24 protein-coding genes and 1 pseudogene are annotated in these 26,057 nt (G+C 52.6%); 9 read left to right on the top strand and 16 right to left on the bottom strand.

The window, feature by feature from the left end; translation table 11 throughout:
• Window positions 1-350: 350 nt before the first annotated feature.
• A complete protein-coding gene (locus tag BLQ41_RS21195; protein ID WP_408003515.1) occupies window positions 351-806 on the top strand; it encodes a DUF6130 family protein in 456 nt (151 codons plus the stop codon).
• Window positions 807-1,229: 423 nt separating this feature from the next.
• Here BLQ41_RS21195 and BLQ41_RS31555 read toward each other — a convergent pair whose 3' ends face one another.
• Complete coding sequence (locus tag BLQ41_RS31555; RefSeq protein WP_456239013.1) at window positions 1,230-1,418, bottom strand: DUF7693 family protein; 189 nt, start codon at window positions 1,416-1,418, stop codon at window positions 1,230-1,232.
• Window positions 1,419-2,588: 1,170 nt separating this feature from the next.
• Here BLQ41_RS31555 and BLQ41_RS21180 point away from each other — a divergent pair.
• Both BLQ41_RS21180 and BLQ41_RS21175 read left to right on the top strand, forming a co-directional pair.
• The gene (locus BLQ41_RS21180; protein WP_090183897.1) at window positions 2,589-2,825 is read left to right on the top strand and encodes a type II toxin-antitoxin system PrlF family antitoxin; all 237 of its coding nucleotides are present in this window, start codon (window positions 2,589-2,591) and stop codon (window positions 2,823-2,825) included.
• A 137-nt stretch (window positions 2,826-2,962) separates the two neighbouring features.
• On the top strand, window positions 2,963-3,328 hold the full coding sequence (locus tag BLQ41_RS21175; RefSeq protein ID WP_090183894.1) for a histone-like nucleoid-structuring protein, MvaT/MvaU family: 366 nt from the start codon (window positions 2,963-2,965) through the stop codon (window positions 3,326-3,328).
• A gap of 236 nt (window positions 3,329-3,564) precedes the next feature.
• Here the strand turns inward: BLQ41_RS21175 and BLQ41_RS31165 are convergent, their stop codons facing one another.
• From BLQ41_RS31165 to BLQ41_RS21155, 4 genes and pseudogenes are all read right to left on the bottom strand, one after another.
• Complete coding sequence (locus BLQ41_RS31165) at window positions 3,565-3,939, bottom strand: methyl-accepting chemotaxis protein (protein ID WP_090183891.1); 375 nt, start codon at window positions 3,937-3,939, stop codon at window positions 3,565-3,567.
• A pseudogene (locus tag BLQ41_RS31160) lies at window positions 3,939-4,121 on the bottom strand (methyl-accepting chemotaxis protein); the annotation flags it as partial. The pseudogene BLQ41_RS31160 and the gene BLQ41_RS31165, both read right to left, overlap by 1 nt.
• 629 nt (window positions 4,122-4,750) lie before the next feature.
• A complete protein-coding gene (locus tag BLQ41_RS21160) occupies window positions 4,751-4,942 on the bottom strand; it encodes a glutathione S-transferase N-terminal domain-containing protein (protein ID WP_231997046.1) in 192 nt (63 codons plus the stop codon).
• A gap of 49 nt (window positions 4,943-4,991) precedes the next feature.
• Window positions 4,992-5,750, bottom strand: a complete 759-nt coding sequence (locus tag BLQ41_RS21155; RefSeq protein ID WP_090183886.1) for an SDR family NAD(P)-dependent oxidoreductase — start codon at window positions 5,748-5,750, stop codon at window positions 4,992-4,994.
• A gap of 157 nt (window positions 5,751-5,907) precedes the next feature.
• On the opposite strand from BLQ41_RS21155, the gene BLQ41_RS21150 reads away from it, so the two are divergent.
• A complete protein-coding gene (locus tag BLQ41_RS21150) occupies window positions 5,908-6,807 on the top strand; it encodes an AraC family transcriptional regulator (protein WP_090183884.1) in 900 nt (299 codons plus the stop codon).
• A gap of 13 nt (window positions 6,808-6,820) precedes the next feature.
• On the opposite strand, the gene BLQ41_RS21145 is transcribed toward BLQ41_RS21150, so the two are convergent.
• From BLQ41_RS21145 to BLQ41_RS21135, 3 genes are all read right to left on the bottom strand, one after another.
• Window positions 6,821-7,312, bottom strand: a complete 492-nt coding sequence (locus tag BLQ41_RS21145; RefSeq protein ID WP_090183879.1) for a MaoC/PaaZ C-terminal domain-containing protein — start codon at window positions 7,310-7,312, stop codon at window positions 6,821-6,823.
• 243 nt (window positions 7,313-7,555) lie between these two features.
• Complete coding sequence (locus BLQ41_RS21140; RefSeq protein WP_090183876.1) at window positions 7,556-8,746, bottom strand: acetyl-CoA C-acyltransferase; 1,191 nt, start codon at window positions 8,744-8,746, stop codon at window positions 7,556-7,558.
• A gap of 61 nt (window positions 8,747-8,807) precedes the next feature.
• Window positions 8,808-9,518, bottom strand: coding sequence for an SDR family NAD(P)-dependent oxidoreductase (locus BLQ41_RS21135; protein ID WP_090183874.1), 711 nt, complete (start codon window positions 9,516-9,518; stop codon window positions 8,808-8,810).
• Between the two features lie 119 nt (window positions 9,519-9,637).
• On the opposite strand from BLQ41_RS21135, the gene BLQ41_RS21130 reads away from it, so the two are divergent.
• From BLQ41_RS21130 to BLQ41_RS21120, 4 genes are all read left to right on the top strand, one after another.
• A complete protein-coding gene (locus BLQ41_RS21130) occupies window positions 9,638-10,000 on the top strand; it encodes a hypothetical protein (RefSeq protein WP_197678896.1) in 363 nt (120 codons plus the stop codon).
• Window positions 10,001-10,053: 53 nt separating this feature from the next.
• On the top strand, window positions 10,054-10,329 hold the full coding sequence (locus tag BLQ41_RS30965; protein WP_231997045.1) for a phage virion morphogenesis protein: 276 nt from the start codon (window positions 10,054-10,056) through the stop codon (window positions 10,327-10,329).
• Window positions 10,283-10,540, top strand: a complete 258-nt coding sequence (locus BLQ41_RS30960) for a phage virion morphogenesis protein (protein WP_231997044.1) — start codon at window positions 10,283-10,285, stop codon at window positions 10,538-10,540. The genes BLQ41_RS30965 and BLQ41_RS30960 overlap by 47 nt, the downstream gene beginning before the upstream one ends.
• Window positions 10,541-10,612: 72 nt before the next feature.
• Window positions 10,613-12,127: an alpha/beta hydrolase gene (locus tag BLQ41_RS21120; protein WP_090183871.1), complete on the top strand. Its 1,515-nt coding sequence runs from the start codon at window positions 10,613-10,615 to the stop codon at window positions 12,125-12,127.
• A gap of 98 nt (window positions 12,128-12,225) precedes the next feature.
• Here BLQ41_RS21120 and BLQ41_RS21115 read toward each other — a convergent pair whose 3' ends face one another.
• From BLQ41_RS21115 to BLQ41_RS21090, 5 genes are all read right to left on the bottom strand, one after another.
• On the bottom strand, window positions 12,226-13,320 hold the full coding sequence (locus tag BLQ41_RS21115; protein WP_090183867.1) for a hypothetical protein: 1,095 nt from the start codon (window positions 13,318-13,320) through the stop codon (window positions 12,226-12,228).
• 354 nt (window positions 13,321-13,674) lie between these two features.
• Window positions 13,675-13,884 (bottom strand): hypothetical protein, encoded by a 210-nt coding sequence (locus BLQ41_RS21110; RefSeq protein WP_090183864.1) that lies wholly within the window; start codon window positions 13,882-13,884, stop codon window positions 13,675-13,677.
• A gap of 344 nt (window positions 13,885-14,228) precedes the next feature.
• Window positions 14,229-16,103: a UvrD-helicase domain-containing protein gene (locus BLQ41_RS21100; protein WP_090183861.1), complete on the bottom strand. Its 1,875-nt coding sequence runs from the start codon at window positions 16,101-16,103 to the stop codon at window positions 14,229-14,231.
• Window positions 16,100-18,409, bottom strand: coding sequence for an AAA family ATPase (locus tag BLQ41_RS21095; protein ID WP_090183859.1), 2,310 nt, complete (start codon window positions 18,407-18,409; stop codon window positions 16,100-16,102). The genes BLQ41_RS21100 and BLQ41_RS21095 overlap by 4 nt, the downstream gene beginning before the upstream one ends.
• A gap of 1,135 nt (window positions 18,410-19,544) precedes the next feature.
• Entirely contained in the window at window positions 19,545-19,811 is a 267-nt protein-coding gene (locus tag BLQ41_RS21090; RefSeq protein ID WP_090183856.1) for a helix-turn-helix domain-containing protein, read from the bottom strand.
• 84 nt (window positions 19,812-19,895) lie between these two features.
• Between BLQ41_RS21090 and BLQ41_RS21085 the strand changes: the two genes are divergently transcribed.
• On the top strand, window positions 19,896-20,339 hold the full coding sequence (locus tag BLQ41_RS21085) for a hypothetical protein (RefSeq protein ID WP_090183853.1): 444 nt from the start codon (window positions 19,896-19,898) through the stop codon (window positions 20,337-20,339).
• Window positions 20,340-20,947: 608 nt separating this feature from the next.
• Here BLQ41_RS21085 and BLQ41_RS21075 read toward each other — a convergent pair.
• From BLQ41_RS21075 to BLQ41_RS21065, 3 genes are read right to left on the bottom strand one after another with little or no spacing between them, the layout of a single operon-like run.
• On the bottom strand, window positions 20,948-23,050 hold the full coding sequence (locus BLQ41_RS21075) for a hypothetical protein (RefSeq protein WP_090183848.1): 2,103 nt from the start codon (window positions 23,048-23,050) through the stop codon (window positions 20,948-20,950).
• On the bottom strand, window positions 23,037-24,557 hold the full coding sequence (locus tag BLQ41_RS21070; protein WP_090183845.1) for a site-specific integrase: 1,521 nt from the start codon (window positions 24,555-24,557) through the stop codon (window positions 23,037-23,039). Before BLQ41_RS21070 ends, BLQ41_RS21075 begins: the two co-directional genes overlap by 14 nt.
• An 11-nt stretch (window positions 24,558-24,568) precedes the next feature.
• Complete coding sequence (locus BLQ41_RS21065; RefSeq protein WP_090183843.1) at window positions 24,569-25,822, bottom strand: tyrosine-type recombinase/integrase; 1,254 nt, start codon at window positions 25,820-25,822, stop codon at window positions 24,569-24,571.
• Window positions 25,823-26,057: the final 235 nt, after the last annotated feature.

Genomic DNA, 26,057 nt, shown 5'->3' with positions numbered 1-26,057 from the left:
TCATGGCTCATCCGCCAATCCGTATGACGGCCGAGTAGCACTATGACAACTTATTGTGGATGGCCGATGCCATGGAGCTTGACGGGATCATTACTGAAGTCGAATGGCGACAACTGATCCGAGATGCGGGAGGAGTGTTAGGTCGAGCATGAGAAGGGCTGGAAGGGGAGACGTAGGAGCAGCAGTTGTTTGCGGGCAAAGAAAAGCCCGCTTGGGGGCGCGGGCTAAAGAGATTAATAGGAGCTGGGTTGAACAGTAAGCTGTGAGTTGTGAAAAAGTTGTGAGGGACTACCACGTCGGGTTACGGCAACCGTGTTGAGGTTCCAGCGTTGCCTGCCGGCAAGCCCAACATGTGCTCAATCAATGAGTTCAAGCCAGAGGTATTCTCCCAAGGGGAAACCGACATCAGTCGCCCCCCAGCCATACTCCCGTTGGAATCTGAGACGCTGCCAAAACTCATCGCCTATCCACCGCTGGCCGAACCGCTTGCGCGTGGAGTGGTCATCATCCAATACCGGACAGAGCACGTCAGGATCATGCCTGTTTTTGGAAAAACTGCTGGTGACGTATCACCACGTCTTGGCCACCTGCAAGTAACCGTCGATGACTGGAAAAGTACGTGGGCGCACAGCAGTGAAGATCCGATCATTCTGGTCGGACTGACCCCCAGCACGCATAAGATTCTGCTTGAAGTAGCCGATCCGACTCACAAAATCCTCACCAGTACGACAATGAATTTCGAGGTTCCCGAGAAGAAACCTGCGGACGGCCCAGCTATGGACGACGGTCACGCGGTGAAGCACTGACTGTGGAGTGCCCTAGCCAACCGCGCATGATGCCGGACATAAATCGGCTGATTCTGTTAGTTCTGCTGAAGTCATCGCAATCGGAAAGCTAGGGGCGTCTTATTCTTCATAGGCTGATAGCGGTGCATTGATGTCAATTTCAATCCCACCGGCCAGCGAGTTGACGCGCCCTACAAGCCTCACACCACTGCTCGCAAACGCTCTGGGTTGGCTGCGATATCACGTTCCAAGAAATCCAGAAAAAGCGGTAGCTCCGGGTCATTATCCGGTGCTTCTGTGCATGCCGGCTCAACATCGCCGTCTGGACGGAAGGTGGAACTGGATGAGGTGAGATGATGGTCATTCATAGCTGGACATTACCCTTGACCTGACCCGAAGGCAATCGAGGGGCTGCGCTTTTATTTGGCGTTATTGGTGAGCTGGTCAGAGCGAGCTCAGCAGGCGTTCAAGCTGCTCATGCTCCCAGCTACTCAGGAGGCTAACTGGGTCGGTGCCATGACGCTGCCAGTCTTCGAAGGTGCCAACTCTCCCGTCTGGAGCCACGCAATCGTCACAGTAATCGAGGCTGTCGCAGTCATTGAAAAGCGTGAGTAGCCATCCATCGACGTCAATGCGTCCAGAACCTGGTAGACCTCGCGAGCGGTGAGAGGAGAGGTTTTGTTCAAATCATTCTGGGTTCCAGACATCACTTATCGATTGCCTAGCTGTGCTGAGTCAGTATAGATCGCTTGGCGGAAGAGGGGTGCGATGAAGCGTTGGTCGGAGTAGGGCGAGTGACCTACGCAACGGCTGAGCAAAGGGAATGGATGGGGTGGGTGATGTCGGTCGCGCCCATTGTCACGGGGCCTGAGCGGCTAATATATGCACTCTGTTGAGCCGGGTCGAGCCACTGATACCCCCCCGCTTCGGGTTAGGGAGATGCGCCGGGAGATGAGGAACCAGAGCTTTACGACGTTGGTTGATCAGCTGTAGACGGTGTACTACTGTAAACAGGGGGCGAACACGGCCCCAATGACGGGCACGCTAGCAGCAAATGAGGAGTAGCTCGTTGAGGATATTCCTAGATTGCGAATTTACTCATCTCACTCTGCACTCAAAGCTGATATCTCTAGCGCTGGTGCCGGAGTCAGGCGAAGAGTTTTACGTTGAGTTAACGGATACCTATCCGGTCGAGGACTGCAGTGATTTCGTTATCCAAAATGTTTTACCGCAGCTTGATCCTCTGCGATATGGTCAGTCGCTCGTCGAAGCTCGGGCCTCGCTTCGAAGCTTTCTAGGCTCCTTCGACGAAAAACTTGAGGTGTGTACAGATGCGCCGCATTTGGATTGGTTTTTTTCTGTGATCTCGTTTCTGCAGATCATCAACCCTGGCCAGTCCAGGTTGTGAGTCAGCCTACCAACTTTAAAAGCCTCTTTAATCAGGTGAGTGGGGACGCTCTTGATCAGGTAGAGCTGTCTGATCTGCCGCACCATGCATTGCTAGATGCGCGAATGCTTGCAGAGCTTTTCAAGGCCTTGGGCTCTCTGTTTGTTTTGTCACCATAGAGGCGCCGCGCGACGCAGGCCGACCAGCTTTGGACGGTATGCTGCGGGTGATTCGAGGATCAATAACAGCGAGGAAATGGCAAAATTGGATTATTCCGAATTATGGCTCAGCCATAATTATTATTGAGCCATAATTTTTCGCTTCAAAAAGCCGCTGTAATCGGAGCAACACGACGTCATCTAAATAGGTGAGATTCCTGCTGGTGCTGCGACGTCGAAAGCAGGTAAGGTTTGATCATGAATGATCCTCGCATCCCCAACATCACTGCTGATAACCGCGTTCAGAGCAATACCGCTGAACCGATGGAAGCTCATCACTCCGTATCCCGAACTCTTGAACTATTGGCTGCCGACATGAATGCGTATCCGGAGCGCATGCTGCCTGTGGATACGCATCTGTTCGATCGCATCACTTCGTTAGTCGGTCATGTGGATGTTGACCTCAATTCGCCGCTCTCGGCGGAAGACGAATGAATTAAGCGGCGAACCTAGGCTCGCATGCTTTTAAAGAGTGAACTGCAGCGACGTTCCATTTCGTTGGAATCGCTGACCATTAATCCAATTGAAGGTTTTGGTGTATCGTTAGACGACTAACTACGAAGAGACTCAAAATGTCTAAACTTGCTGAATTCCGCCAGCTCGAAAAACACCTAGCCGAGCAGCTCCAAGCGCTCGAAACCCTCAAAGGCGATGCTGGCCTGAAGCAGGAGATCGAGTTTGAAACAAAGCTCCGTGCCTTGCTGGCTAAGTACGGCTACAGCTTGAAAGACATCATCAATTTGCTCGACCCACAAGCCGGTCGCCGTGCTCCTGCTGCCGAGTCGAAATCTGGCAGCCGTAAGCCACGCCAGGTGAAGATTTACAAAAATCCAAACACTGGTGAAGTCGTGGAAACCAAAGGCGGCAACCATCGGACGCTGAAGGAGTGGAAAGCGAAATACGGCTCGGACAAAGTCGAGTCTTGGCTGACCAAGTGAGTTCGGTTTGAGTACAAAAGGGCCCTGTGAGGGCCCTTTTTATAGTTGGCATGGGGTACAGACCTTATCTCTCAGTCGAGTTGTCACACGGGGCCAAAGTGAGAAGCAAAGGGATTGGGTCGCATGACGTATTCCCGGATTACGCTTTGCTACTTCGTTGTCTTGATCCAGCACCGAGCCATCCGATCTGAGGGTACGGGTGGATTGCCGCACGATACCGGTCGATAAACGCCGCGTTAGACGTGAAACTGCTCGGCTAGTGCGTGCTGTTTGTCCGCTAAGGTATTCAAGTGCTCGCTCAGCGTCTCAGAGGTGCTCGCCTTCTCATTGAGCTCTTGAGTCACTAGGCGGATATTGCTGATATTGCAATTGATGTCTTCCGCTACTGCACTTTGCTCTTCAGCCGCCGTAGCGATCTGGTGAGTCATGTCCTGAATTTTTGAAACAGCTTGCGTGATGTCATTTAAGGAAACGACGGTCTCATCCATCTGTTTCGAGCTGGTTGTAGCTTTTTGCTGGCTGTCCTGAATTGCCGTTGTCACCGTCATTGCGCCAGCTTGCACTTGCTCTATGACTACACGGATCTGCTCCACGGAGTCCTGGGTTCTCATGCGCGTGCAGCCTCAATCGCTGCGTTAAGTGCGAGCAGATTGGTTTGCTGCGCGATACCACGAATCACATCCAGTACGTCACCGATCTGCTCGCTGCTGACTGTAAGTTGTCTGGCATCGTTTACCGATGACGTTAGGCAGTCGGTCAGATCTACAAGCCCCTTGTTCGTGCGTTCTAACATCGTGTGGCCTGTCTGAGCGGATCGCTCTGCGTCTTGGGCCGCTTGCGCGACCATCGCCATTGTTTGCGACTTCATGCGCCGTAGTTGTCCTTAATCATCTCAGACGTGAGGGAAGGGTGTGCTCATTCAATCTCGGTGTAGGTTATCGCGCCCCTAACTCAAACAGGGTAATCAGGCCTCTAATCGCTAATAGGACAGGTCGATCCTTCGAGCAAGGCCCGGCTCACGACTTGGTGATGGTCAAATGGGCGGTCGGATATGACGAGGCTTGCTGATTCAGCGTCAATGCTCAATTCGATTCGTGAGTATTGAACATCAAATGGCAGGCGTTGAAGGTTGCCCTTCATTCGATGCTGTTGGTGACAACCTCAATCCCGGGTAGTCATCGAGTTCAAGGCTGCGCTCAGCCCCGCAAAGCCAAGGTCAGGAGCCGGTGAACTCAACTTTCCGGGCATGGTTATTTAGAGCCTGTCTGTACAATCCGGCCGGTCGGTTTTAACACATCGAGTCTGAGAGTATTGCCTGCTGCTTAACAAGGTGCTGCTGGAGTCGCTCGGCGTAATCGTCCACCCTGCGTTTCGTTAAAATATTCGCAAATGGCCATGCTCTCGAGCAGTATCGTGTCCGCTCTATCCGGCAGCTCCACCCTTAAGTAACGGCACCTTTCCCATCGGCGAAAGCGCCAGAAACCAATCTGGCTTGGCGGCGAGGTCGACGTCGACCCTCTCAAAGGGCACATTCTTTTCCAGCAGCACGATGGCCGCTCGCTGAACGAACGGGCACAACGGATGGCTGATGAGCGTAAGTTGAGCGTGCGGCATGATGGTCTCTCGATAGGGCTGTGACGGGATGGAATAAATGCGGCTTTGGCTACAGCAACTGCCCGCCCGAGATGTCAAAAGTCGTCCCGTTAGCCCAGGCCATGTCATCGGACAGGATCGCGGCAACCGCACCGCCTATATCGTCCGGTAGACCGACACGGCCCAGCGCGATGCCCTGCGCTACGTAGGCGTTCACATCCTTGTTGTCGCGCACTGCACCACCGCCAAAATCGGTTGCGATGGCACCTGGGGCAATCGCATTCACGCGAATTTGGCGCGACCCCAGTTCCACGGCCATGTAACGGGTGAGCACTTCAACTGCGGCCTTCACCGCTGCATAAACGCTATACCCCGGCAAAGTAAAGCGTACGAAGCCGGAGGAAACGTTCAGGATGCGACCGCCGTCTTCCACGAGCGGTAACAGCTTCTGAGTCAGGAAAATCGGCCCGCGAAGGTGCGTGGCGACCAGCAAGGCAAACTGGTCTTCGGTCGCGTCAATAAAGTTAGCGAAGAGGCCATTGCCGGCATTGTTGACGAGGAAGTCGAAGCGCTCGCGGCCGAACTCGGTCTTCAGCGTATCAGTCAGTGCGCTTGAAAAAGCCTGATAGCTAGTAGTGTCGGTGATGTCGAGCGGCAACATCGCGGCCTTGCCACCCTGCGCCTCGATCTCCTGCTTCAGCGTCTCGGCTTCTGCAGCGCCGCTGCGATAAGTGCCGATGATGTGGACACCGCGCTTGGCGAGGTGAAGCGCCATGTTGCGGCCAAGGCCACGGCTGGCGCCAGTAATGAGTGCGATCTGGTTGGTCATGGGCTGTCTCTGCTAGGTTAGGCGCGCCTTTCGGCGCTTTCTTGACCTGCTCAAGATAGGCAATGACTGGTTTGTAACCCACGCCCAATAAGCTCAATTTATTGCCTGATTGTATCAATCACATTGCGTGGTGGCGGGGTGTAGGCATAATCGGCTCATGAACAACGATCTTGCACCGCATCTTGATATAGCCCTGCGCCATGCGCCACCGGGTTTGACTACCACACGGATCCCGCGTGTAGACCTCTGCGTTGGACAAGGCTCTACAGACAAGGCGCCGTGCCTGTATCGCTCGATGATCTGCTTCATCCTACAAGGCTCGAAGCGCGTTGCGATTAACGACAATCTTCTGAGTTACGACAGTGAACAATATCTCATCAGCGCCCTGGATCTGCCTCTGATCGGACAGATTCTTGATGCTGAAGGGGGACAGCCCCACGTTGCGGTATCGCTCGTGCTGGATCCGGCCATACTGGCGGAATTGGCGGCGTCCATGCCGCCGGTTCGCGAGAGCGAACAAAAGGGCATTGGCATCATGATAAACCCGATGACCGCTTCGCTCCGCGACACGTTACTCCGCTTATTGTCGTTGCTCGACACGCCTGCCGATATTCCGGTACTCGGCCCCATGGTCGAACGGGAATTGCTCTATCGTCTTCTGCAGGGCCCTCAGGGGCGGCTGCTGCGTCAGATTGCTCAACCCGATGGCGCGCTGGGCAGTATCCGGCGAGCTGTTGCCTGGATCAGGGACAATTACAACACCCGACTTCGCATCGAGGCGTTGTGCGGTGTAAGCGGCATGAGCCGGGCAAGCCTGCATCGCCATTTTCTGTCGATGACAGGACTCAGTCCTATCCAGTACCAGAAACAGCTCAGATTGCAGGAAGCTCGCCAGCTTTTGCTTGCTGGCGAGCATCGCGCGTCTGACGTGGCGTTCGTTGTCGGTTATGAAAGCGCATCACAGTTTAGCCGGGAATACTTACGGCAATTCGGCGCAGCGCCTGCCCGCGACGTGCGCGAGATACGGCAGGCGATCGGCACTCCAATAAGGGGGTAGACGGCGGACTTACTTATCGATTGCCGGTGTTAGCGATATCGTCGAGCTCATCCCCACGGCGCATTATCAGCACCGACACCTCGTAGCCGAGAACTCTGTTAAGGTCAGCAGTGAATACTTCAACCGTAAAAACGACCCAACCTCGGTCATCTTGTCGATAATGGGCGGTTGAGCTGAGCACCTTTGCGCAGATGCTAAGGGCATCACCAGGCACTACGGGTGACAGCATTCGGAATTTATCAATCTGCCCACCTGCTACAATGCAAGTGTTGAGGTATAGGGCTTCACACATGAGGCGCTGCGCCACAGCGAATGTTTGGACTCCACTTGCGCAGTGAACGCCGAGTGGGCTTTCTCGAGCTCGCTTTGGATCAATGTGAATATCTAGGGGATCATATGCCAAGGCAAACGCAATAATTTCCTCTTCAGTTATTCCTTTAGGCCGTGAAGCCGTCCAGGTGTCCCCTAGCTTGAAGTCTTCCCAAAACAAAACTTTCTCTGTCATACGTGTTTCCAGAATCGTAATCAGGACAATTGCGATGCCGACCTCGTAGCCCGGACGCTCATAAATTTCGAGCTGAGCTATCCATCTTGTGAGAATTGTCCGGTCAACAGAGTTTCTTTACAACGGAGACATTGTCTTGGCATGAGTGGCAGGAGCGTGTCGTGCACAGATGCTCACGGATGCTCTCGGCGAGTGACCACGTTCATCAGCTTAAGAGCGTGGTAACTGCGCCTTTCAAATGTCTCAAGCTAGAAGCTCGACAGCTACTGCAGTTGCTTCACCACCACCGATGCATGCAGAAGCGATACCGCGCTTCATTCCTCGCCTCTTAAGAGCATTAATCAGGGTGACCACAACCCTTGCCCCAGAGGCGCCAATAGGGTGGCCCAGCGCGCACGCACCGCCATGGACGTTCAACTGCTCATGGCTTATGCCAAGGTCATGCATTGCAGCCATTGGTACGACAGCAAATGCTTCATTGATCTCGAAAAGATCCACGTCATTCAGCGACCAGTTACTCCGTTCCAGCAAGCGCTTGATTGCGCCAATAGGTGCTGTGGAGAAAAGATGGGGTGCTTGCGCAAAAGAAGCGTGCCCTACAACACGAGCTATCGGCTTTAGCCCCCGACGTTCTGCTTCGGACAAACGCATCATGACTAACGCAGCTGACCCATCGGAGATCGAGCTAGCATTCGCAGCTGTAACAGTTCCCCCCTCGCGGAACGCTGGTTTCAATGTTGGTATTTTTTCCACCATTGCTTTACCTGGCTGCTCATCGTGGTCGACAGTGAGTATCTCCCTCCCGGCACGCGCCTTAACGTGGACGATTTCATCATGAAATGCACCAGAGGCAATTGCGTTCTGCGCGCGCATTAACGAGCTAATGGCAAACTCATCCTGAGCCTCACGGGTGAACCCATAAGCCTGCGCGCACTCTTCAGCGAAAGTGCCCATGAGCCGACCTCGGTCATAGGCGTCCTCAAGCCCATCAACGAACATGTGGTCGATCATTTTAGAATGCCCCATCCGTAGTCCAGTACGGGCCCTGTCTATAAGATACGGCGCATTTGACATGCTTTCCATGCCACCAGCCACGACGATATTCACGCTTCCAGTCGTTAGTGAATCGTGTGCGTTCATCACCGCCTTCATGCCCGACCCGCACATTTTGTTTACGGTGGAACATACGACGCCGGTGGGAAGGTCAGCCTTCAATGCGGCCTGGCGAGCTGGAGCTTGACCCTGTCCGGCCTGCAGCACACAACCCATCACCACCTCTTCAACGTCTTCTGAAGTGAGGTTCGCACGTTCTACCGCTGCGCGAATGGCAACCCCACCAAGCTCCGCAGCGGTGACTTCTTTGAATTGCCCGAGGAAACCTCCTAAAGGTGTGCGTGCCATACCGACGATTACGACCGGATTGTTAGAGCTCATGTTGACTCCTTATGCTTTGACTTTGATGGGCGTTGCGCTATCCGCATCAGCGATGCGGGGCTCATTTGGCAGCCATTCGCAAAGCTCCATCTAGGCGAATCACCTCACCATTGAGCATCGGGTTCTCAATGATATGTCTAGCAAGTGCCGCATATTCAGCGGGCCGGCCGAGGCGGGGAGGAAATGGAACATGCGCGGCAAGAGCCTCCTGCACCTCTTGAGGCATTCCTGCCATCATCGGAGTTTCAAAAATACCAGGGGCAATACACATCACGCGGATACCGGAGCGTGCAAGATCTCGGGCTGCTGGTAACGTCATGGCTGCTACGCCGCCCTTGGAGGCTGCATACGCAACTTGTCCGGTCTGACCGTCATATGCGGCTACCGATGCAGTGTTAATGATTACTCCGCGTTCGCCTTCCCGGTTAGCCTCGCCTCCCGCCATGGCCTCGGCGGCAAGGCGCAGCATGTTGAAGCTGCCGATTAAGTTGATTTCAACAGTACGCCTAAAACTCTCCAAGCCATGGACGCCCGACCTGCCCAACACACGTTCTGCCGGTGCAATTCCAGCACAACTGATGAGTCCCTGCAGTCCACCAAAGACACCGACCGCAGTGGCTATTGCATTGCGAGCCTCTGTTTCGTTGGTGATATCCGCATGGGCAAATGCGGCGTTCTTGCCCAGCTCATCGGCGCGTGCAGCACCAGCCGTTTCGTTGACTGTTGGCGCTGATGCGATTTTGACCCAGACGGCTGATTTTGACTGCCCCATATGCAACCTCTGGAATCACCCGCAAGACCATCGCTTGCTGAGTATTCTGGCGGGGCATTGAATTCCGGCAGCCCGGGTCAGAATCGCACCAGCGCCAACAGTCTTACCTCGCTCGTGTGGTGGCCAAGACATTTATTGAAGCTAATAGAGCTTCAGATGCCTTGGCGGCGATTGATAAGGTACCCCAAGACCGTGTTGATCACTGGGTACTCTATCAAAAGACCCGGGCTGAACTGGCCTTGGGCACCCCAAAGCTTGCAATTGAATCTGCGAAGCTGGCATTGGCTCTGGTTGAGCAGGATAAAAAGGCACAAGGCAGAAGGAATATTTATCATGTTCAGCAAAGCCAATGCTGGGAGGCCTTGGGTGAAATAGAAAAGGCCGTAGCCAGTATGGCAGCGGCATGCGAACTCACCGCTGACCCCAAATACCGCGAACAGTTGGAATCTCAACTCCAAAAGCTGACCGCGAAATTGCCATAGCATCATCGCCCTGCTTGCGGCTCACACTGCGCATGTTATGGAGCAAACCCACCGTGCTCACCATCGACCTAGACCACCAACACCTACAACAAACCCTGCAAAACATCGAATGGGCCATCGGCGACCTAACACCCTTAATGCAAGGCATCGCCGCCGAACTCGCCAGCCAGACCGAACAAAACTTCGAACACGAAGGCCGCCCCGAATGGCCCGAACTGTCCGACACCACCACCTACAACCGCGCCAAACACGGGCATTGGCCCGGGCAGATTCTGCAAGTCAGTGCTGCCGGCCTGGCAGGCATCCATCACCACCCAAAGCACACATAGCTCTGCACTGGTCGGCAGCAATAAACCGTATGCGGCCATGATGCAGTTCGGTGGGGACCAAGCGGACTTTCCGCATTTGTGGAGTGACATACCCGCACGACCGTACCTACCAATGGATGCCAAAGGAGAACTACAGCCCGACGTACAAGCAGCGATCTTGGAATTAGCCTTGGTTCACTTTCAAAAAGTGATGAATCGCAAAAAGCGTTGACCTTGGCCAGAACTGACCCCGGGATCCGCGCCGTGGCGGAAGTTAGTATTGTTGCTAATCTACAGGCTATAAATGAACCCAGCACTCAGGGTGATGGCTATGGAGCTCGAGAAAAAAATACCCAAGCAGCACTGGCCATTAATATCAGTAATAATCGCCTCGATGATTGGGGTAATAGTATTATTCTCAGTAAATGAAGTGGCGCAGCTGGGTTCCCCAGCACCCGAGCGGCCAACTGCAAATCCGCAGACGAACCCTCCATCCGCATCGGATAAAGGGGAGCACTCGGGCTCTCTAGAACCCCCGCAGCCAAATACAGAACCGCACCCAGGGCCTTCATCTGCATCAGTGGCTACGGATATTCCCTATATCGTTTTCAATAGCAAGGCGGCAATTTCTGACACACTTACCGATAAGTGGGGTAATGACGACCGAAAAAATACAAATGCCTTTACCTTAAATGATACGTCAACTTTCAATACTTATGTTTTTCGGCCAAAACTAGACTTTTCCACCATGGATGTTGTTGCCAATACTACATCAAGCACCAATGACAACACACTGACAACCTGGCAAGACACACGTATGACAGATACTTCGGGCTATCGTGGAATCCGAGTAAACTTTGCGACAGATCGCCAATACATGGTCAACGACAACAAAATTATTTTCACGTCAGATCCTGGAAATGTCAGCTACGGCTACTGCTACGTAAGTATTCCACCTCGTCACCAGGCAGGAGTTATCGAGTCGCCGTCAATACTGAGGCTCGAGTTTGATGAAGACCCACAAAAGCACGTTATGATTCTGAAAACAGAGTTGTTATCCCATGAAGCCTTCACTAAAGACATTAATTGGCTCGCAGAAGTATCCAAATCCGGGAGTGCCTTTGTTTTTATACATGGTTTTAATGTTGGGTTCGATGATGCCGCAAAGCGAACAGCGCAAATGGCTTACGACCTTAACTTTGATGGTGTGCCTATTTTTTATAGCTGGCCTTCCCAAGATTCAGCCACACCTTTCGCCTACGCGGCAGATGAAAGGAATATTGAGCTTTCAGAAGATAAAATCAAAGATTTCCTGGTAGACATCCTTTCAGATACTAAATTTTCAAATGTTTTTGTCGTAGGTCATAGTATGGGCACGCGAGGGCTGTCAAAAGCGATTGGCGCAATAGCAGAAGAAAAGCCAGCGCTAATTGGAAAATTGAAGGCAATCATTCTCGCCGCGCCGGATATTGACGCCGACCTATTCAAACAAAAAATCGCCCCAAGGCTTTTGAATACGGGTAAGAGCGTAACGCTGTACGCTTCGTCTAATGATAAAGCGCTATCCCTATCGCAAACTGCCCATAGATATCCACGCGCAGGGGATAGCGGTGCAGGGCTTGTGATACTAAAAGGCATGGACACTATCGATGCATCCAACGTGGACACCAGCTTTCTGGGCCATACGTACTATGGGGATGTGCGTTCAATCATCGATGATATGCACTATATCATCCAAGAATCGCTCCCGGCTGACAAAAGGGCTGGATTGAGCCCTACAGGATTCGAGCCTAACAAGTATTGGCGATTTAAACCATAAATCATCACTAGGCAATTGCGTGTAAAATTGGTGTGCATAACCAGAAAATCTACATTTTCTGGTTATGTCTGGTGCAAGACATCGCTTTAAAATTTGCTCTATTTATCGCTTGACTGACTTTCTGAAGGTGCTGACCTTGCTTTGGAATCGAATAGACCTTTTACCTTGTCCAAGGAAGCGTGTACCGTATTCATCGATTCGACAATATAATTAAAGTCGTTGTTCATGTTATCCTTATGCCCAGGCCATGACACATCCTGCTTTAGCGCCTCAAGAACACGATTTAGTTTTTCGGATATCTCATATCCCTCAGGTGCCATTTCTTTCACTGCATAATAAGAAAGCATATATCGATCATAAACGGACTTCACTCGCAAGCAGGCCAGCGAGGCATCAACATAATGTCTATATTGCTTCAGGAACCATGCCGCCAGAAATTCGCATACTAAAAACACGACTGAGCTAGCAAACATACCAATGTACATTACGCTAACTTCAGGTTCACCATACTTTGCCCACATTTGCCAGCCGATGATGGCCATGATATAAAAAAGTATGCCGCCAAACAAAAATAACAATCCTCTATCAAGAAGATTTGATCCTTTCTCTTCAGTGAGTGAAATATGCTTATCCAGACTTTCAATTACACTAAAAACATACACCTCATAGGCAGTGCCTAACACTCGCTCACGCTCAAAAGTTTTGTATGTCTCAGGCGATTCCTGCTGCGTCCCCTTGGCAATTTCAATTATTCTCTCTCTCGGCGCTCTTATATCTATGCCGCCTGGATACTCCACGCTATCTGCAATTACTTGCGCCATCGAACGCATTGCCTTCCCCACAAAGGAGTTTGACTCTGCCCTGGCCTTTCTATCAATTGAAACAAATGAAGAGCTTGATATTTTTTCGATAAGTGTTGCAATCAAGCAGAAAAGCACGAAGCCAATCGTCAAAATCCCTAGCGTGCCTGATATATTGTTTTTAAAAATAAAAATGAAGTCTGGCGAAGAGAACGAAAGAATACCGTAAAGGCCAAATAGAAATACAGCATATCCGCCAAGCAGCATAGAGAACTTATGAAACCCATTTGGATTTACTAAATAGCTCGATTTATTTTGCTTGCTTAGGGGTTTATCCTCGTCAACATATTCTTTATTGCTTGTGGCGCCTTCAATGCTTTCCTTAACACCCATATCTTCCTCGAAAAACTCTTGAGTTCGTCAATTAAAAAATTAATTTTTCTTTGCTATTGATGCTGATCTTTTTGGGGGCAGATGAATGTGCGAAAGATCAAGGGTTCACCCGCTCACAATCACCGTGCTGATGGCTCAATGCTATCCGTCTTTCGCGAGCGTGTCTCCGGGAAAAATGCCCCTTGGCGAAATAGTCGTTTGATGCAGCGATACATGGGTTGAATGCCAGGCACTATGAGCCGTGAAAGGCTGGTCAAGTGCAATGCAATTGACTGTTTTTAAAGGTTTTTTAATTTAATATGGAACTACTTTACCATGGTGTTTCTGGTCTCATCGTCCGTTGTTACGGCGTTATCAGAACGGATCAGGGCCACCTTCAACGCCGGTAAAAGTGATTTCAGGTGGTTCGCCTTCTCGCTGCCATCCGAACTGGTAAAGCAGCCATTGGTAAGTACCTTCCTGACGATCAGCTATGAGCAAAAGCGTCCATCCAACCCGTAGGAGTAGGTTCGCGTTTTCTTCACTGCGGGTACTGGTCAATTTAGTCGTCTTGTCGATACTCATCTGGCGCCCTCATGCTGAGACCATCGATGAAAGATAGCCTTGAACCCGCCTGACCACATCCCGAGCGGTTCGGGTTACGCTGATCGATGTGGCGGAAGCGAGGCCCTTCCACTCGCCATATCCCACCGGAACCAGAGTGTAGTAAGCCAACGCTCCGGTATTAAGCTACTGCCAATCTGTCGTCCAGACCTACAATGCTCAGGCTGTTCGGAGGGTCAAGGGCCGTTGAGAACCCGGTATACCCCAGATCACTGCAAGCGCGGCGTCTCACGACAGTCCAAGTCTGGCTGGCCTCCGCCGATGTTGACTGGCTGTGCCCCACACTGCTCAACTTCTTACACCTCTCAGAGCACGACAATTTCGTCTGCCTTCAGCCAGCCGGCTTCAATGACGCTCGCTTTGGCAATCTCTGGCTGGGCGCTGTAAATCACGATCGCCAAGCTTTCCTCAGCACGACTGCAGGTCACATATAGAAGCCTGCGCGTGCGTGACAAGGAATCATCCTTGCCCGCGCGCTGATTCTTCACGTCGGTTGGCGAAGCAGGCGTAACGCCGAGCAGCTTCTCATAGCTAAACAGAAAACCGCCTGCCTCTTCATCGTTCAGGATGACCATCACACGCGGAAACTCTAGGCCTTTCACCCCCTGGTGGGTGCCGAACGGTGAAAGCCCATTTGCGTAGCCAGCGAACGCCTCCATCTCCGAGTAAGAGCATCCTAGGACGATCCGATAAGCATGAATCTCAAGCGCTTCTCGATCCGATATTTCCGGGGCATCGTCAGCCGTAGCGCCCAAAGCCATCGCTTCGACGAAGCGGGCAGGCAGCTCAAGCAGGCCAGTCCTTTGAAGAACTTGAGCCACTTCCCCAATCAATGGATCATTGTCCGTAAGCATCTCACAGAGCAACTGGGTCGCTTTTCCAACAGACTCCAGCACCTCCAGTTGGTTGGTGCCAGCCGACTCCAAGTATTTGGGATCAAGTAAGGGAGAGCGCAGCCGCACCGCTTCCATGACCGTGAAATCATCCGCTCGAGCCGCTTCTACTATTGGGGCTACCCCCTCGAAGAAAAGCTTGAGTATGGGTAGCGTTCCGTCCAGTAGGCCCGTGTTTAGGTGTTCAACGGCATACAACGGCGTGAATACACCTTCAAACCCCATACGCCGCCCAGCCATCTTGTGTTCCAGGATGAGCGTCTTGCGGCCTTGCATACCGGTTGCCCACTGAACATCGCCGGTGACGTCAGCCATTTGCTTGGCTATCTGCTCCTCCAGGCTGAAATCCTGACCCGGTACCTGCCGTGTGCAGAACATTCGTACTGTGCCTCTGGCAGCCCCCGGCTTAGGTATTTGGTGATGACCGTCAACGCTCGCACGGATCACATTGATTAAATCGACAACTCGAGTTGGGCAGCGACGGTTCATGCGTTTTTCTGGCTTGGCCCAATCCGCAGGAATGGCATCATCCAACCCAACTTTCCCGTCGTTGTAGATGCGTTGCATCGTGTCGCCGAGAAGCCCTAGGCAGAACCTTTCAGGGATTGCAGCTTGAGCCTGCAGAAAGGTATCCATGAGCGGGCCGTACGTATCCTGACTTTCATCGATCAAGAGCACCGGGTGCCGGTCAGCCATCACATCAAGCAAGGGCGGCTTCGGGATGAACGCCGCGGCCATCTGGATGACCTCGCTATGGTTCAAAGATTGCCTGCTTCGGTTGTCTCCCGTCGGGCTATAGGTGAAGTCGGTGATTTCATCCAGGCTCGTGAGGCGACGGGCCTTGCTGTCCCGGCTCGCCCGATTAGCACGAGACGTCTTATTCTCTCCTTGCGCCCTACGGAGTTTGTCATCCAGTTCGTCAATGTCGGCGGCGAGCTTAACGCGCAACCACTCACGAATGTCATCGTTGAAGCCCTTGATCATCCTCCAGGAGAAAGCGTGGATCGTTGAGACTTCAACCAGAGGATCGTGCTCGAGTCGGCGTTCGATTTCCTCGCAGGCCGCATTGGTATAGGTAATGATCGCGATCTGCCGGCCTTCAAATGTGAGACGCTGTCGCTCGCGCCCTTTGAGCGATTTCACTGCTTCTACGAGCGAGTGGGTCTTGCCAGAGCCGGCCCCGGCGTAAAGGAAGAAGCTACGTGGCTGCTCTAAGTTCAGGCATGCTTTGATAACCTCATCAGCAGTCGGCTTCACTTCATCAACAACCTCGGTAATAGCGCTCATTGTCCAGTCACCTCGATGCTAGCCGTTGGAATTATCAGAAGCTCCTTACTCTTTTTCTTGAGCTTGGTCTCTAACCAGGTGAGCCCTTCGCGGATGTACTCCGGAACCGCCAACTTCGCAAAGTCGGGATCTCCCAGTGTCTGTAAAACGAACTCCGCCTTGTCGCCATCCCTAAGAGCGTCGAAAAACGCCTGACCTAGATCGTCCGCCGTTTCCGACTCACGCAGCGCTTTGGAAACTGCCTTGGTCAAACCCCGGCCTTGCTTAGTCGCAAAATGCTTCACGTTGCTCAGTACCAGGCTGTCCTCGAAGGTATTGGGCAGGGCCTCTACTTCACCTTCAATCCTAGGAAGGCGGATGGTGATGGGCGTCTGGTACGCCACTTTGATAGCAAACAAATCATCGATCTGATCAGCTTTTTGTTCACTATCCAGATCCAGCAAAGTGTCCACGTCATGACCAAGTTTTCGGGCAGCCATCCAGTGCCGGAGGGTAGGGTTATTGGTTGACTGCTCTGCCTGGCGCCTAACCGGTACCGCTGATTTCTTGTGGCCAGCGTCCAAATCAGTGATCACCAGGGTCACGATGCCCAACGCGTCTACCAGAGGCCGGAGTCGGTGTGCGTGGCTGCCCCCGATATCCAAGATTGTGATGTAGCACCGATCCAGGAAGGGGAAGTGGTTTCGCAGGAAGTGCGGCAGCATCATTCGCTCTGCAGCACCTTCTACCAAAATGACCGCGTCGGCAAAGAAGAGATCGGCATGTTGCGCCCGGAGGTAACGGGTCACAAACTCCTTCGTGTGCTTGTGAGGGTTTTTCTGCCCGAAAACAGTGCTTAGGTTGGAGACGGTGGACACTGGAATAGGTACGTCGGCCATTCCCGCGGGCAGCCTACGGAAATACCGAAGATTCGCATACTCCGTCTCATGCGCGACGTGGCTCGAATGAGAGCTAACGATCAGTTGAGTTTTGAGCTTCGGATATTTCTTAAGCAGCGGGTCATTACATAGGACGTGATAAGCATGCTTGATGAAGGCCTGCTGCACCTGGACGTGCAGGTGAGCTTCAGGCTCCTCGATCAGCACCAAGTGGATTGGCTCGACACCAGCGTCAGACTGCTCCTCCGCGTTCTTGTACTTCCTAAGCCATTCATCTCGAAACGCCATCAGCTGGAAAATCATCGAAATCAGGTTTTGGTAACCCAAACCGTTGGACGTCTCGGGCAAGCGCATGGGAGGAGCGCCGGGCGCGCCTGCGGCTGAGTCCAGCTCGAATAGAACTGCTGCTTCGTGGTTCATCCCGTCCGTAGGAGACAGCCGGGTTTCTACCCTGATAGCAGGGTCAGAATTGTTGGGGTATCCAAGGCCTGCGACTTCTTCGAGAGCAGGGGCGAAGCTGGAAGTCAGTCGGGAGTCGAATGCAGATTGGGCTGCCTGGATGGCTGTCAGTGCCTCCAAGTCCGAGATGTCTGGACTGTCACCCGGATCCAGATGCCGGTTGTAGTAAGCGCGCAATTGCTCCGTCAACTTTTTCCCCGAAACACCTCTGCCTTCGGTTACGGATTCTTCCGCGCTGTCTCCAAAGCCCCGTTGGGCGTTGATTTCGTGAACACGTATGAGATCTGTCAGGGGGTTGCTTTCCAGCGGAATAGCGGTCGCGGACAGCCCTTGAAGTTTGGCGTGACGAGTTTTGGGATCTGGTGCGCTGAGTTGCGCAGGGTCGAGACGGTACCAGCGAATCGCGAACATCGTTCCCAGACGCCGGTTGAGGTAATCGTGCAAACTTTGCGGCCACAATGGCAGGGGGGGCGGAGTCTTTCCCGTCTCGGTCCGTTTTTCAATTTCCTCTTGCAGCAGCTTCACGCGCTTCCGCTCTTTCCGGTAATCAGTAAAGAGCTTGGCCATGTCCTTCGGCTCGAGTCGGAAGCGCATGCCAACGTGGCCGCCTTTCCAGGCAAAATTGGGAATCAGATCTCTGATGTGGTGCAGTTCGCCTTGCGAGGCTTCCATCCAGAGATCCAGGGTGGGTAACCAGTGCGCCCACTCGTTCGCCGCGGGGGCTTGGAGACTTTCATCAGCAGCTTCCCAATCGACACCAATGGCATCAATAGTCCTGAGATGTGAGAGCGTCAGATCTTGGAGCCGGAACGCGGTCGCTTTAGAAAGCAGGAACTTGCGTAGCGCCAACATCGCGGAGGACTTACCGCTATTGTTCGCTCCGACCAGAAGGGTAGTGGTGTTTGCCAGGTCGATTCGAACTGACAGGAGCTTACGGAAGTTCGCGATCTCTAGGTGCTGGATTTGCATAGCCTCTTCCTTGTGACCGCACTATGGCGGTTCGCCAACCCGATAGATGTGTGGAGACGACTCTAGCCCAATTACAACAGGACTCCTTTAGAAATGTCATTTTGCCACTGCAGAGGGGGCCGATTCACGGCTCGCTCAGCGTTGTCTGGGATAAGGTCGCCTAGCTCACATGTTGAATAACTCTGAGCATGGTTTTGAATGCGGCTCAACGCACATCACCCGCCATTTAAAGTTTCAAAACGTCATGATCACCAATTCCAAATTAGCTCGAGAACATGAAGATGAAGCTCGCTTGTGAGGCTCTGCATCCCAGCGATGCCAAGTCGTACAGAGCATGCAAATCGCCGTGGATTAAAGCTGTTGAATCTCACGCGTTGAGACCGCAAGACTAACGGCAAGGTGATTTAGGCCAGAGTTCCAAACGCTAGCGCGCCGGCACGAAGCGATGTGATAGAAGGGGCTCGGAGGCGTTTGAGCGACGGTTCCAGCGCTTGGGAGGTGAGGTCTGATAGGAGCCTGAACACCGACGCTAGGGTGTGGAAGGCTAGAAAAACTAACCCCCTGGTGCGCAGTACAGATCCTGGGATCTGCCCGAGGCGTGGGGGCTATTCTTGCCATGGATGATAACACGACGTTGTCGATAGCTGCAGTCAGTTCTGAGAGCGGGTCCCCTCCGCCGAAAAAAGAAAGCACTAAGAAAGATGTTTTGGTTAAAATAGCGACTTACGCTAATAAATCAGCCGCAAATACTAGATTTGTAGCTTTATGCGCAATTATGCGAAAAACCATAATTTGATTCGTAACAAGCTTGGACGGAAAAACCGTGTGCCCGGGGCTATTCATACTGTGCGGGTGCACCAGATTCTCAACACTCAAGGCCTCGGGTTGACTCTGCCGGTCTGGTCTAAGAAACGTACTGGTCATTTCCTGTGGCCAAAGGTTGACCACTATCCGTAATTATGACCTCGTTGGATGCTCCGAAAATCTTCTGGGTTTTCAAGGAGAGGGTGTGACGTGAATGAACAAGTAGTAAGCCGGAGCTCCGAATTCTCGCACCATAATTTACATCTCGCCCACACCCTTGACTGAGTGAGTCGACGAGGCTGAGCGAGATTTCAAAAAGGAAGCTGCTTACTCATTGGAGTTCGTGAAGCTCTCGCGTAACGCGTTTCAAGAGATCAGTCAGGTCACCACCGTCAACAAGATAACTACGGGCGAATAACGTGACTGGATGAATCCCCAAGACGCTAGCTAACTCATCAATTTTTTCAATAGAGGGGCTTTTTCGGCCATTTTCAACCTCGCTGACATAGGCCTGACTAGGGGCGAGAGCTTCCTGAGCCAAACCTTTTTCCAAGCGCGCCTGGCGCAGCGCTATCCCAAATGCTTCCTTCAGTTCCATTTGCCTGACTCGCAAAAGGAATGATGAAGCCCGTCACGTCGAAAATTAACTATACTCGATAGCGATATTTTCGGAGGGCAGCTGATGTTTCGAACCTATGAGTGGGCGGAAGTGCCGTTAGTCCCTTTGCTGGGTGAGACCTTTCGCACATGGATGTGTGTCGAGTACGACATGAGTCTCGGCTGGTTTAACGTGCTGGTTGAGGAGCGAAAAGGGAAACGACGTGTCCCTTTCATTCTCATGGTCGTCGGTGAACGTGCCCTATGCTCGTTACTCACGCAGCAATCGAAAACGTTTGTGGTCCGGAGTGTTCAATTCGTCAGTTCAGAAAAAATAAATCAGTCTGGTCGCCAGCGGATGGAGCCGCTACTTAAAATTGAATTGCTATCCCAGCACGGTCTCGAAGGACTGCTGTACGAGGTCGAAAAAGGCACGACTTATTTCGTTGGTGATACCACTTTGCAACCGTTCACCGGGACTTCTCGGCAAGTTATTTTTGACACTTCTATGTGCATGGGTAGTCACTAAGTCACCTCACTTTTCGTGTCGCGCGTGCATTTTGAGTAATATGCGTTGCTAACCTCACTGACGCTTGTTTTCGCGGGAAGTGGGAGAATAAAGCTGATTTCCGGCGACGAACAGTCGCACCAGATTCCAAGGGACAGCTACGAGTAGACGGATATCCGGCCAGAAAAGTAAAAAGCATGGTCGCACTCTTAAGGGGTTTGGCGCCTAACGCCTGCGTAAGGAAGCCAGCATTTCTTCCACATCAATCCCTTTCACCAAGCAGTTGTCCGCGATTACTGATAGCGCCTCGAAGAGTCGATCTCGTTGCCGGACTAAGTCAGCATTCTCTGCCTGCAGGTGAGCTATGCGCTCTTCAAGACTTCTACGGCGCCGGGCTCCATCTGGATCTCTGCCACTCTCATTGAGTTGTGCGATACGAGCAGACTCGATTCGTCTCCCTCGGTCCCCCACTAAGGTAGCTCGGCTAGTCAGGCCCAACCGACGCTGCACTTCGGGGCGTGAAATAGGCGCGAGCTCCAGCCCTAAGCTAATCATTTGAGCGAGGAGGGCGTCGATCGCCTCGTCCAAGGTGCCGCCCCTCAAGGTCTGTCGTTGCGCCATGGTCGCCTCTAATCATCCGAAACCGAACTGTGCCGCTTACCTGTGTCCGCAATCGTCATTGGATGCCCATCGGGAAACACGCGCTGCCCACCTACATACGTATCGCGCGCGAGCACGGACTTTAGATTGTTTAGCTTGTCCTCCTGGTCCGCCAGCCAAACATCGCTACCTGCTTCTTCGGCGCCGGCATTGCGCATAATGCTAATTGCCTTCGTCATATTCTCGGCTTGTTTCTCTAGGTTGGCCCGCTCCGCTGGAGTGCCCATCAGATGGAGATGCGAGCAGCCATTCCAGCACTGAAGATGTTTAGGGCAGGGCGCTTGGGAGAAATCGTGAATGCAGCCGCCAAAGGGTGTTACGTGTAGTGCGGTGGCGTGTACGGTGAGGAATGCTTCTGCAGTGGTTGTGCCTTTATCTGATAGTAAAGCATGGTAACTGTCGGTCAAAGCGCCCTGAATGCGCTTATCTCTTATGCCTGTATGTAGAAAATCGATGCGCTGGTGATAGCTATTGAACGCCAGGAACTCCTGATGGGCGGCGGTGCTTTCTTCAATGCTTGTGTGTTGGTAACGGGTATTTTGGTCGAGGCGTTTTCGCCCCAACGCCAGCGCTTGCTGAACATCGCTCATGCCGGTCAAATGATAAATTGTATTGCGCCAATGCCGTGGTTGGTGGCTAGTCAGCTTAATCGGAGCTCCATCGGACTCAGTTAATGAACGACGCGAAAAAATGGACGCATATTTGTCATTACTGCCCAGCGCATTATTGATATCTCGCAGGGTCACCCGACGCGGGATCGCTCGAAATACATTCGCCTCCCGCCCGCCGAGTCGGAATTGGCCATCAAAAGCGATGGCTAGTGTTTCGCTGGTTTTCAGGACAACCCGAATCGAGCCACCGACATTTTCAACCAGCGCTGCATGGTCCCGAAGTTTAGGAACAAGAAAGCGCTCGATATCACCGGCCAAGTATCTGTTCAGGTCCGCCCTACGGCCGGTCTCCCTGCAGGGGGCAACTCCGTGCCGGGAAAGGTACTGACGTAGATTTCTGTAGGTGTCTCGATTTTCGCTAAATCCGATCCAACACAACACTTCATCTTGCGTCATTGAGGTCTGCGGGGAGTAGGCCCAAAGACGACCCGGGTGTTCCTCTTGCCACCTGGCAAGTTCTCGCTGTTCTCGGGTCAGCGTCTTCAATCGTTCAACCGAGCGCCTGGCTAAAGGAACGTCGCTTTCTGCTAACCAATGAACACGAGACTGAAATTGCTTTTCTGCAAAGTACTTGATCCCACATTCGACTAGAGGTTTGCCATTGGCATCTGTAACCACCTCTCCTGTCGGATTCTTGATCGGCCTTTCGACCCAACAGTCATAGGGAATTACTGCTACCTCATTTCCCCTTTGCCCGGTCGCGATCAGTAAATCGATCACACGAAGCAAGATTTCTTCCCCGTCACTAAGCGGGTTGTTTGAACAAACAGCGTAGGCTTCCATCGCCTCGCGGGAAGGCAACCTGTCATCAGACTTTCGCTGTTTTACAACACGATCAGGATCATGCAATGAAATGTAATCGTGACGGCGTTTTTCTGGTTTTGCAGCATGCTTAAAGTGGATGGCGATCTCGGTTAATTGCAGTTTATCAATCGTCTCTGCGATCACCTGAAGATGAGAGATCGCGTCGTAAAGGTTCTTGTAGCCACTGTCGCGAAGAAATTCCACGACGCGTTCAAAATCGCCTCGCGTCAACTGTGTGGGGTCGGACACGCGTCGTTCAAATAAGGGATTGTAAAGCCGCCGGATGGCAATATTGTAGGCCGCAGCCATGGAAAACTTCAGGTTCCGGGTGCGTTGCAGATACACAATCAAGGCCTTGCTAAAATCTTGGAAAGTGCAGGGGAGTGGCCCCTTGGGCGGGGCGGGATAGCCTGTCTTCTCTAGGGCTTGCCGGTGTGTCTCGAAAGTAAGTGCATTCTGTTTATCCCGTTGTGGCAACCAACGTCCGACTCCCCACAACGGTGCCGCCCACGGTGTTGAATTCGGTAACGAGTGAAAAATCGCTTTTTCCTGTGTAATAAAGCCCTCAAGGCTCTGTCTTGCCCTAGACAGCGTCATCTGCGGCGCCCTCCGTGTGCTGCCGGCAGCGTTCGATCGTAGCGCTTACCGCCAAGATGGTCGTTTGATGCTGGGCGAGAGGCCGGTTGTGAATGAGGTCACCGGCTTGTTCTGCCATATCAATGAACCGCTGGGCTTCTCGTTGCAACGCCTCCTTCACCTGCTCATGGCGCCCGTCAGCAAATGGATGAAACTTCTTGCAGGTGTAGCAGGCATATACGGGATTGTAGGGACAGTGCGTATGAACTGGCAGGGCACAGGCACCGATGTCTCCGATGAACTGCGTATCGATGACGCCGCGGATGGCTCTTTCTGCAACTGTATTTCGACGCTGGACGATTTCCCCGGTTAATAAACTGCGCATAATGCGTTGATAGGCCGGGCTCTTACCCAGCGCTTTCTCTTTGATCCGGGCAATGTTGGGGGTTGCCGTTACGTAAGCACGCGCCGCAACCGTGCTGTTGTGTCCGAGCAGTTCGGCAATCAAGTCTGCCGGAGTTCCCTGGTCTGCCAAACCTTGCCCGAGGTGATGACGCAGCAACATGGTTACCTGGTTCGGCTTGTCTATCCCGGCTTCACACAGCTCGTGTTTTAGGCCCGCACCGATTTCGATGACAGATAGGCGATCTCCTGTAAGACTGACAAACAATGGAGTGCAGCCACTGCCAAAGCGGCGTTGAATCTCAGAAATATGTAGCGCGATTTTATTACCCAGTCGCGTGGTAATTTTTCGAGGTCGTCGTTCAGGTCGACGTTGGCCGACCTTTTTGGCCATGGGTAGCCATAGGGTGTAGTAGTTCTCACGATCATGGGTTTCAACTACTTCGAAGTCTGCGACGTCCAACGAGTGGAATTGAATCGAGCGCGGCCCCAACTCGAAACCTAGGTGGAGCATTATATTGAACTGGAGTTCACTCCAGTCATCCATCGGAATATGGCGATCAATACGCCGAAGCAATTGAATTTCCTCGTCAAGTTCTAGCCCTGACTGAGAGAGAAAAATTCGCGCGTACGGATCAACCGGGCTCGATCTTATATCTTTAATTTTTAGATAGTTATTTCGATCGAAGCCTTTAATTCCTCTATCAACCGCCCAGCGGTATAACGTCCGGAACCCTACAAGAATACTCCTTGATTTCTTCAACTCTTCAAGAGTTGTGTTTAATTGATCAGAGCTCCAGGGGAGACCAGCGGCGAGATCGCTACTAGATAAAAAGCGAAGGGTATCTGCAAACATTACTGCGGTTCGAGGCGCATACTTTTCGAGTGCATAGGCCATAAAGCCTTTGCCAATTTCTCGGAGTGCAGGGCTTAGGTTTAGCGTGCCCCAATCAATCTTCAGGGGGAGTCCACCGTCATACCATGTCCAAACGCTCAATCGAGTATCGACGTACCTTGGCTGATCATCGGTGCGGGTTCGTATAGCGACCCGGTTCGGACCCTCAAACTTAAAGGTCGGCAACGACGGGGAGGGGGACGCGTGTTCTTGCTCATCTGATTCGTCCACAGCAAATCTCCTTACGTGTCGAGCCGCCCCCAGGCTGCCGAAGTTCGTCGGGCGTTGTGGCGGTTGGCCGACGCGGCTAGAAAACGACTGGCATAACGGCGGGGCATAGCTGAGGTTTCAGACCAGCCACAGACTCGTCGGAGTTCGTCCATGGCCCGCTCTAGGTCAAACCCTCGTTCCTCGACCAGGTGGGCCAAGAAGCGGTCGGCAAAGGTGTGGCGAAAGTCATGCGCGGAAAGTGTAGGCAACAACCCCGGATGAGCCAGTTCAATGGTCAGAAACAGCCGATCAAGGACGTTTGACAATGCTCGGATCGACAGCGGACGACCTCGATCCGAGATAAATAAATAGCGGTACGGCAATTTCATAGGTTTGCCGTTACGCTGGGGGCGGCGTTCGCTCTGTATATAACGCTCATAGACCTCATACAGCTGAGTGGAGAGACCTACGGTCCGTGCGTGTGTTTTCAATGCAGGCTCTTCGGCGCGCGGGTCGGCTGGGTCATGTTCGCGGTCATTGACGCTGAGATAAGCATGCTCAGAGCCTTGATTGATATCCGTGGTGTAGAGCTTGAGAAGCTCTCCGCGACGGATACCGGTCTCCAGTAGCAATTCGATCATTAGCCAATTGCGCAGCTGCAGCCTTTCTGGGAACGGATTCTCCTGAGCGCCGGGGCGAATCAGTGTGTGAATGATCTGTTGTTGCGTATCCGTGAGGCTGCGGTAACGAGTGCGGTCGGGACGAGCATTGATGATATGGCTCTCAAAGCGTCGTTCAATGACGTCGGCGACATCTGCAAATACGATCTCGATGTTAGCCAAGATGGTTGAGTTCTGACGAGCGCGCGGGATGTATCGGGTGGCACACCAGGACAGGTACTGCTTCAGCAGCTGCAAGTATTGGTCACGGGTGCGCGGATCGATCTGAGGAAAAGGTGTTGTTGCAGCCGTGCCAATTCGGGCGATCAGATTATCGGCTTGACGGCCACTTTGGAGCCAGATGGCGTAACCATCCAGCAAAGCCAGAATCGCCTCAAAGCGACAAGCCAAGATGGCCTCATCGATATCCAGATCTCGGCTTTCGGCATAGCTGTAGAAAGCCTGAATCGCACGCAGATGTGCCGCCGCCGTGTTGTAAGCAAGGTGCCTGAGTTTCCGTTGGACGTAGATGAACGGAATGAGTACGGGCAACGGCGCTGCATCACCAACTTGTACCAGCAACGGTATCCGCTGACCTGAAGAGAACCGGCACTGAATCAGCTTCATCGGCAGCCACCTCAGTTAAGAATTAGCCATGAACACGGAGTACATGGCCCGTTAACAGAGTGGACGTCAGAAGCAGGTTTGTCGAATCAGTGGCTTAGACAGCTCATGAACATCTATGACATAGCCTGTCGTTTAACATAATATACATTACACGTAACATGATGTTTCCAATTGAATCCAGTTGCGCGCAGATCTTCCTGTCAAAGCGTTCGGGAATAAATCCGCTAAACGATGG

It is taken from the genome of Pseudomonas arsenicoxydans, from assembly GCF_900103875.1.
In the GTDB taxonomy this organism is placed as follows: domain Bacteria; phylum Pseudomonadota; class Gammaproteobacteria; order Pseudomonadales; family Pseudomonadaceae; genus Aquipseudomonas; species Aquipseudomonas arsenicoxydans.
Note: the sequence above shows the minus strand (reverse complement) of the source record. Positions and strands in the feature narration are given on the sequence as shown.

Excerpts from the sequence above, each read along its gene's own strand:
- BLQ41_RS21195 (WP_408003515.1), top strand. The coding sequence starts at position 351 with ATGTGCTCAATCAATGAGTTCAAGCCAGAGGTATTCTCCCAAGGGGAA.
- BLQ41_RS21180 (WP_090183897.1), top strand. The coding sequence starts at position 2,589 with ATGAATGATCCTCGCATCCCCAACATCACTGCTGATAACCGCGTTCAG.
- BLQ41_RS21175 (WP_090183894.1), top strand. The coding sequence starts at position 2,963 with ATGTCTAAACTTGCTGAATTCCGCCAGCTCGAAAAACACCTAGCCGAG.
- BLQ41_RS31165 (WP_090183891.1), bottom strand. The coding sequence starts at position 3,939 with ATGAGAACCCAGGACTCCGTGGAGCAGATCCGTGTAGTCATAGAGCAA.
- BLQ41_RS21160 (WP_231997046.1), bottom strand. The coding sequence starts at position 4,942 with ATGCCGCACGCTCAACTTACGCTCATCAGCCATCCGTTGTGCCCGTTC.
- BLQ41_RS21155 (WP_090183886.1), bottom strand. The coding sequence starts at position 5,750 with ATGACCAACCAGATCGCACTCATTACTGGCGCCAGCCGTGGCCTTGGC.
- BLQ41_RS21150 (WP_090183884.1), top strand. The coding sequence starts at position 5,908 with ATGAACAACGATCTTGCACCGCATCTTGATATAGCCCTGCGCCATGCG.
- BLQ41_RS21145 (WP_090183879.1), bottom strand. The coding sequence starts at position 7,312 with ATGACAGAGAAAGTTTTGTTTTGGGAAGACTTCAAGCTAGGGGACACC.
- BLQ41_RS21140 (WP_090183876.1), bottom strand. The coding sequence starts at position 8,746 with ATGAGCTCTAACAATCCGGTCGTAATCGTCGGTATGGCACGCACACCT.
- BLQ41_RS21135 (WP_090183874.1), bottom strand. The coding sequence starts at position 9,518 with ATGGGGCAGTCAAAATCAGCCGTCTGGGTCAAAATCGCATCAGCGCCA.
- BLQ41_RS21120 (WP_090183871.1), top strand. The coding sequence starts at position 10,613 with ATGAACCCAGCACTCAGGGTGATGGCTATGGAGCTCGAGAAAAAAATA.
- BLQ41_RS21115 (WP_090183867.1), bottom strand. The coding sequence starts at position 13,320 with ATGGGTGTTAAGGAAAGCATTGAAGGCGCCACAAGCAATAAAGAATAT.
- BLQ41_RS21110 (WP_090183864.1), bottom strand. The coding sequence starts at position 13,884 with ATGAGTATCGACAAGACGACTAAATTGACCAGTACCCGCAGTGAAGAA.
- BLQ41_RS21100 (WP_090183861.1), bottom strand. The coding sequence starts at position 16,103 with ATGAGCGCTATTACCGAGGTTGTTGATGAAGTGAAGCCGACTGCTGAT.
- BLQ41_RS21095 (WP_090183859.1), bottom strand. The coding sequence starts at position 18,409 with ATGCAAATCCAGCACCTAGAGATCGCGAACTTCCGTAAGCTCCTGTCA.
- BLQ41_RS21090 (WP_090183856.1), bottom strand. The coding sequence starts at position 19,811 with ATGGAACTGAAGGAAGCATTTGGGATAGCGCTGCGCCAGGCGCGCTTG.
- BLQ41_RS21085 (WP_090183853.1), top strand. The coding sequence starts at position 19,896 with ATGTTTCGAACCTATGAGTGGGCGGAAGTGCCGTTAGTCCCTTTGCTG.
- BLQ41_RS21075 (WP_090183848.1), bottom strand. The coding sequence starts at position 23,050 with ATGACGCTGTCTAGGGCAAGACAGAGCCTTGAGGGCTTTATTACACAG.
- BLQ41_RS21065 (WP_090183843.1), bottom strand. The coding sequence starts at position 25,822 with ATGAAGCTGATTCAGTGCCGGTTCTCTTCAGGTCAGCGGATACCGTTG.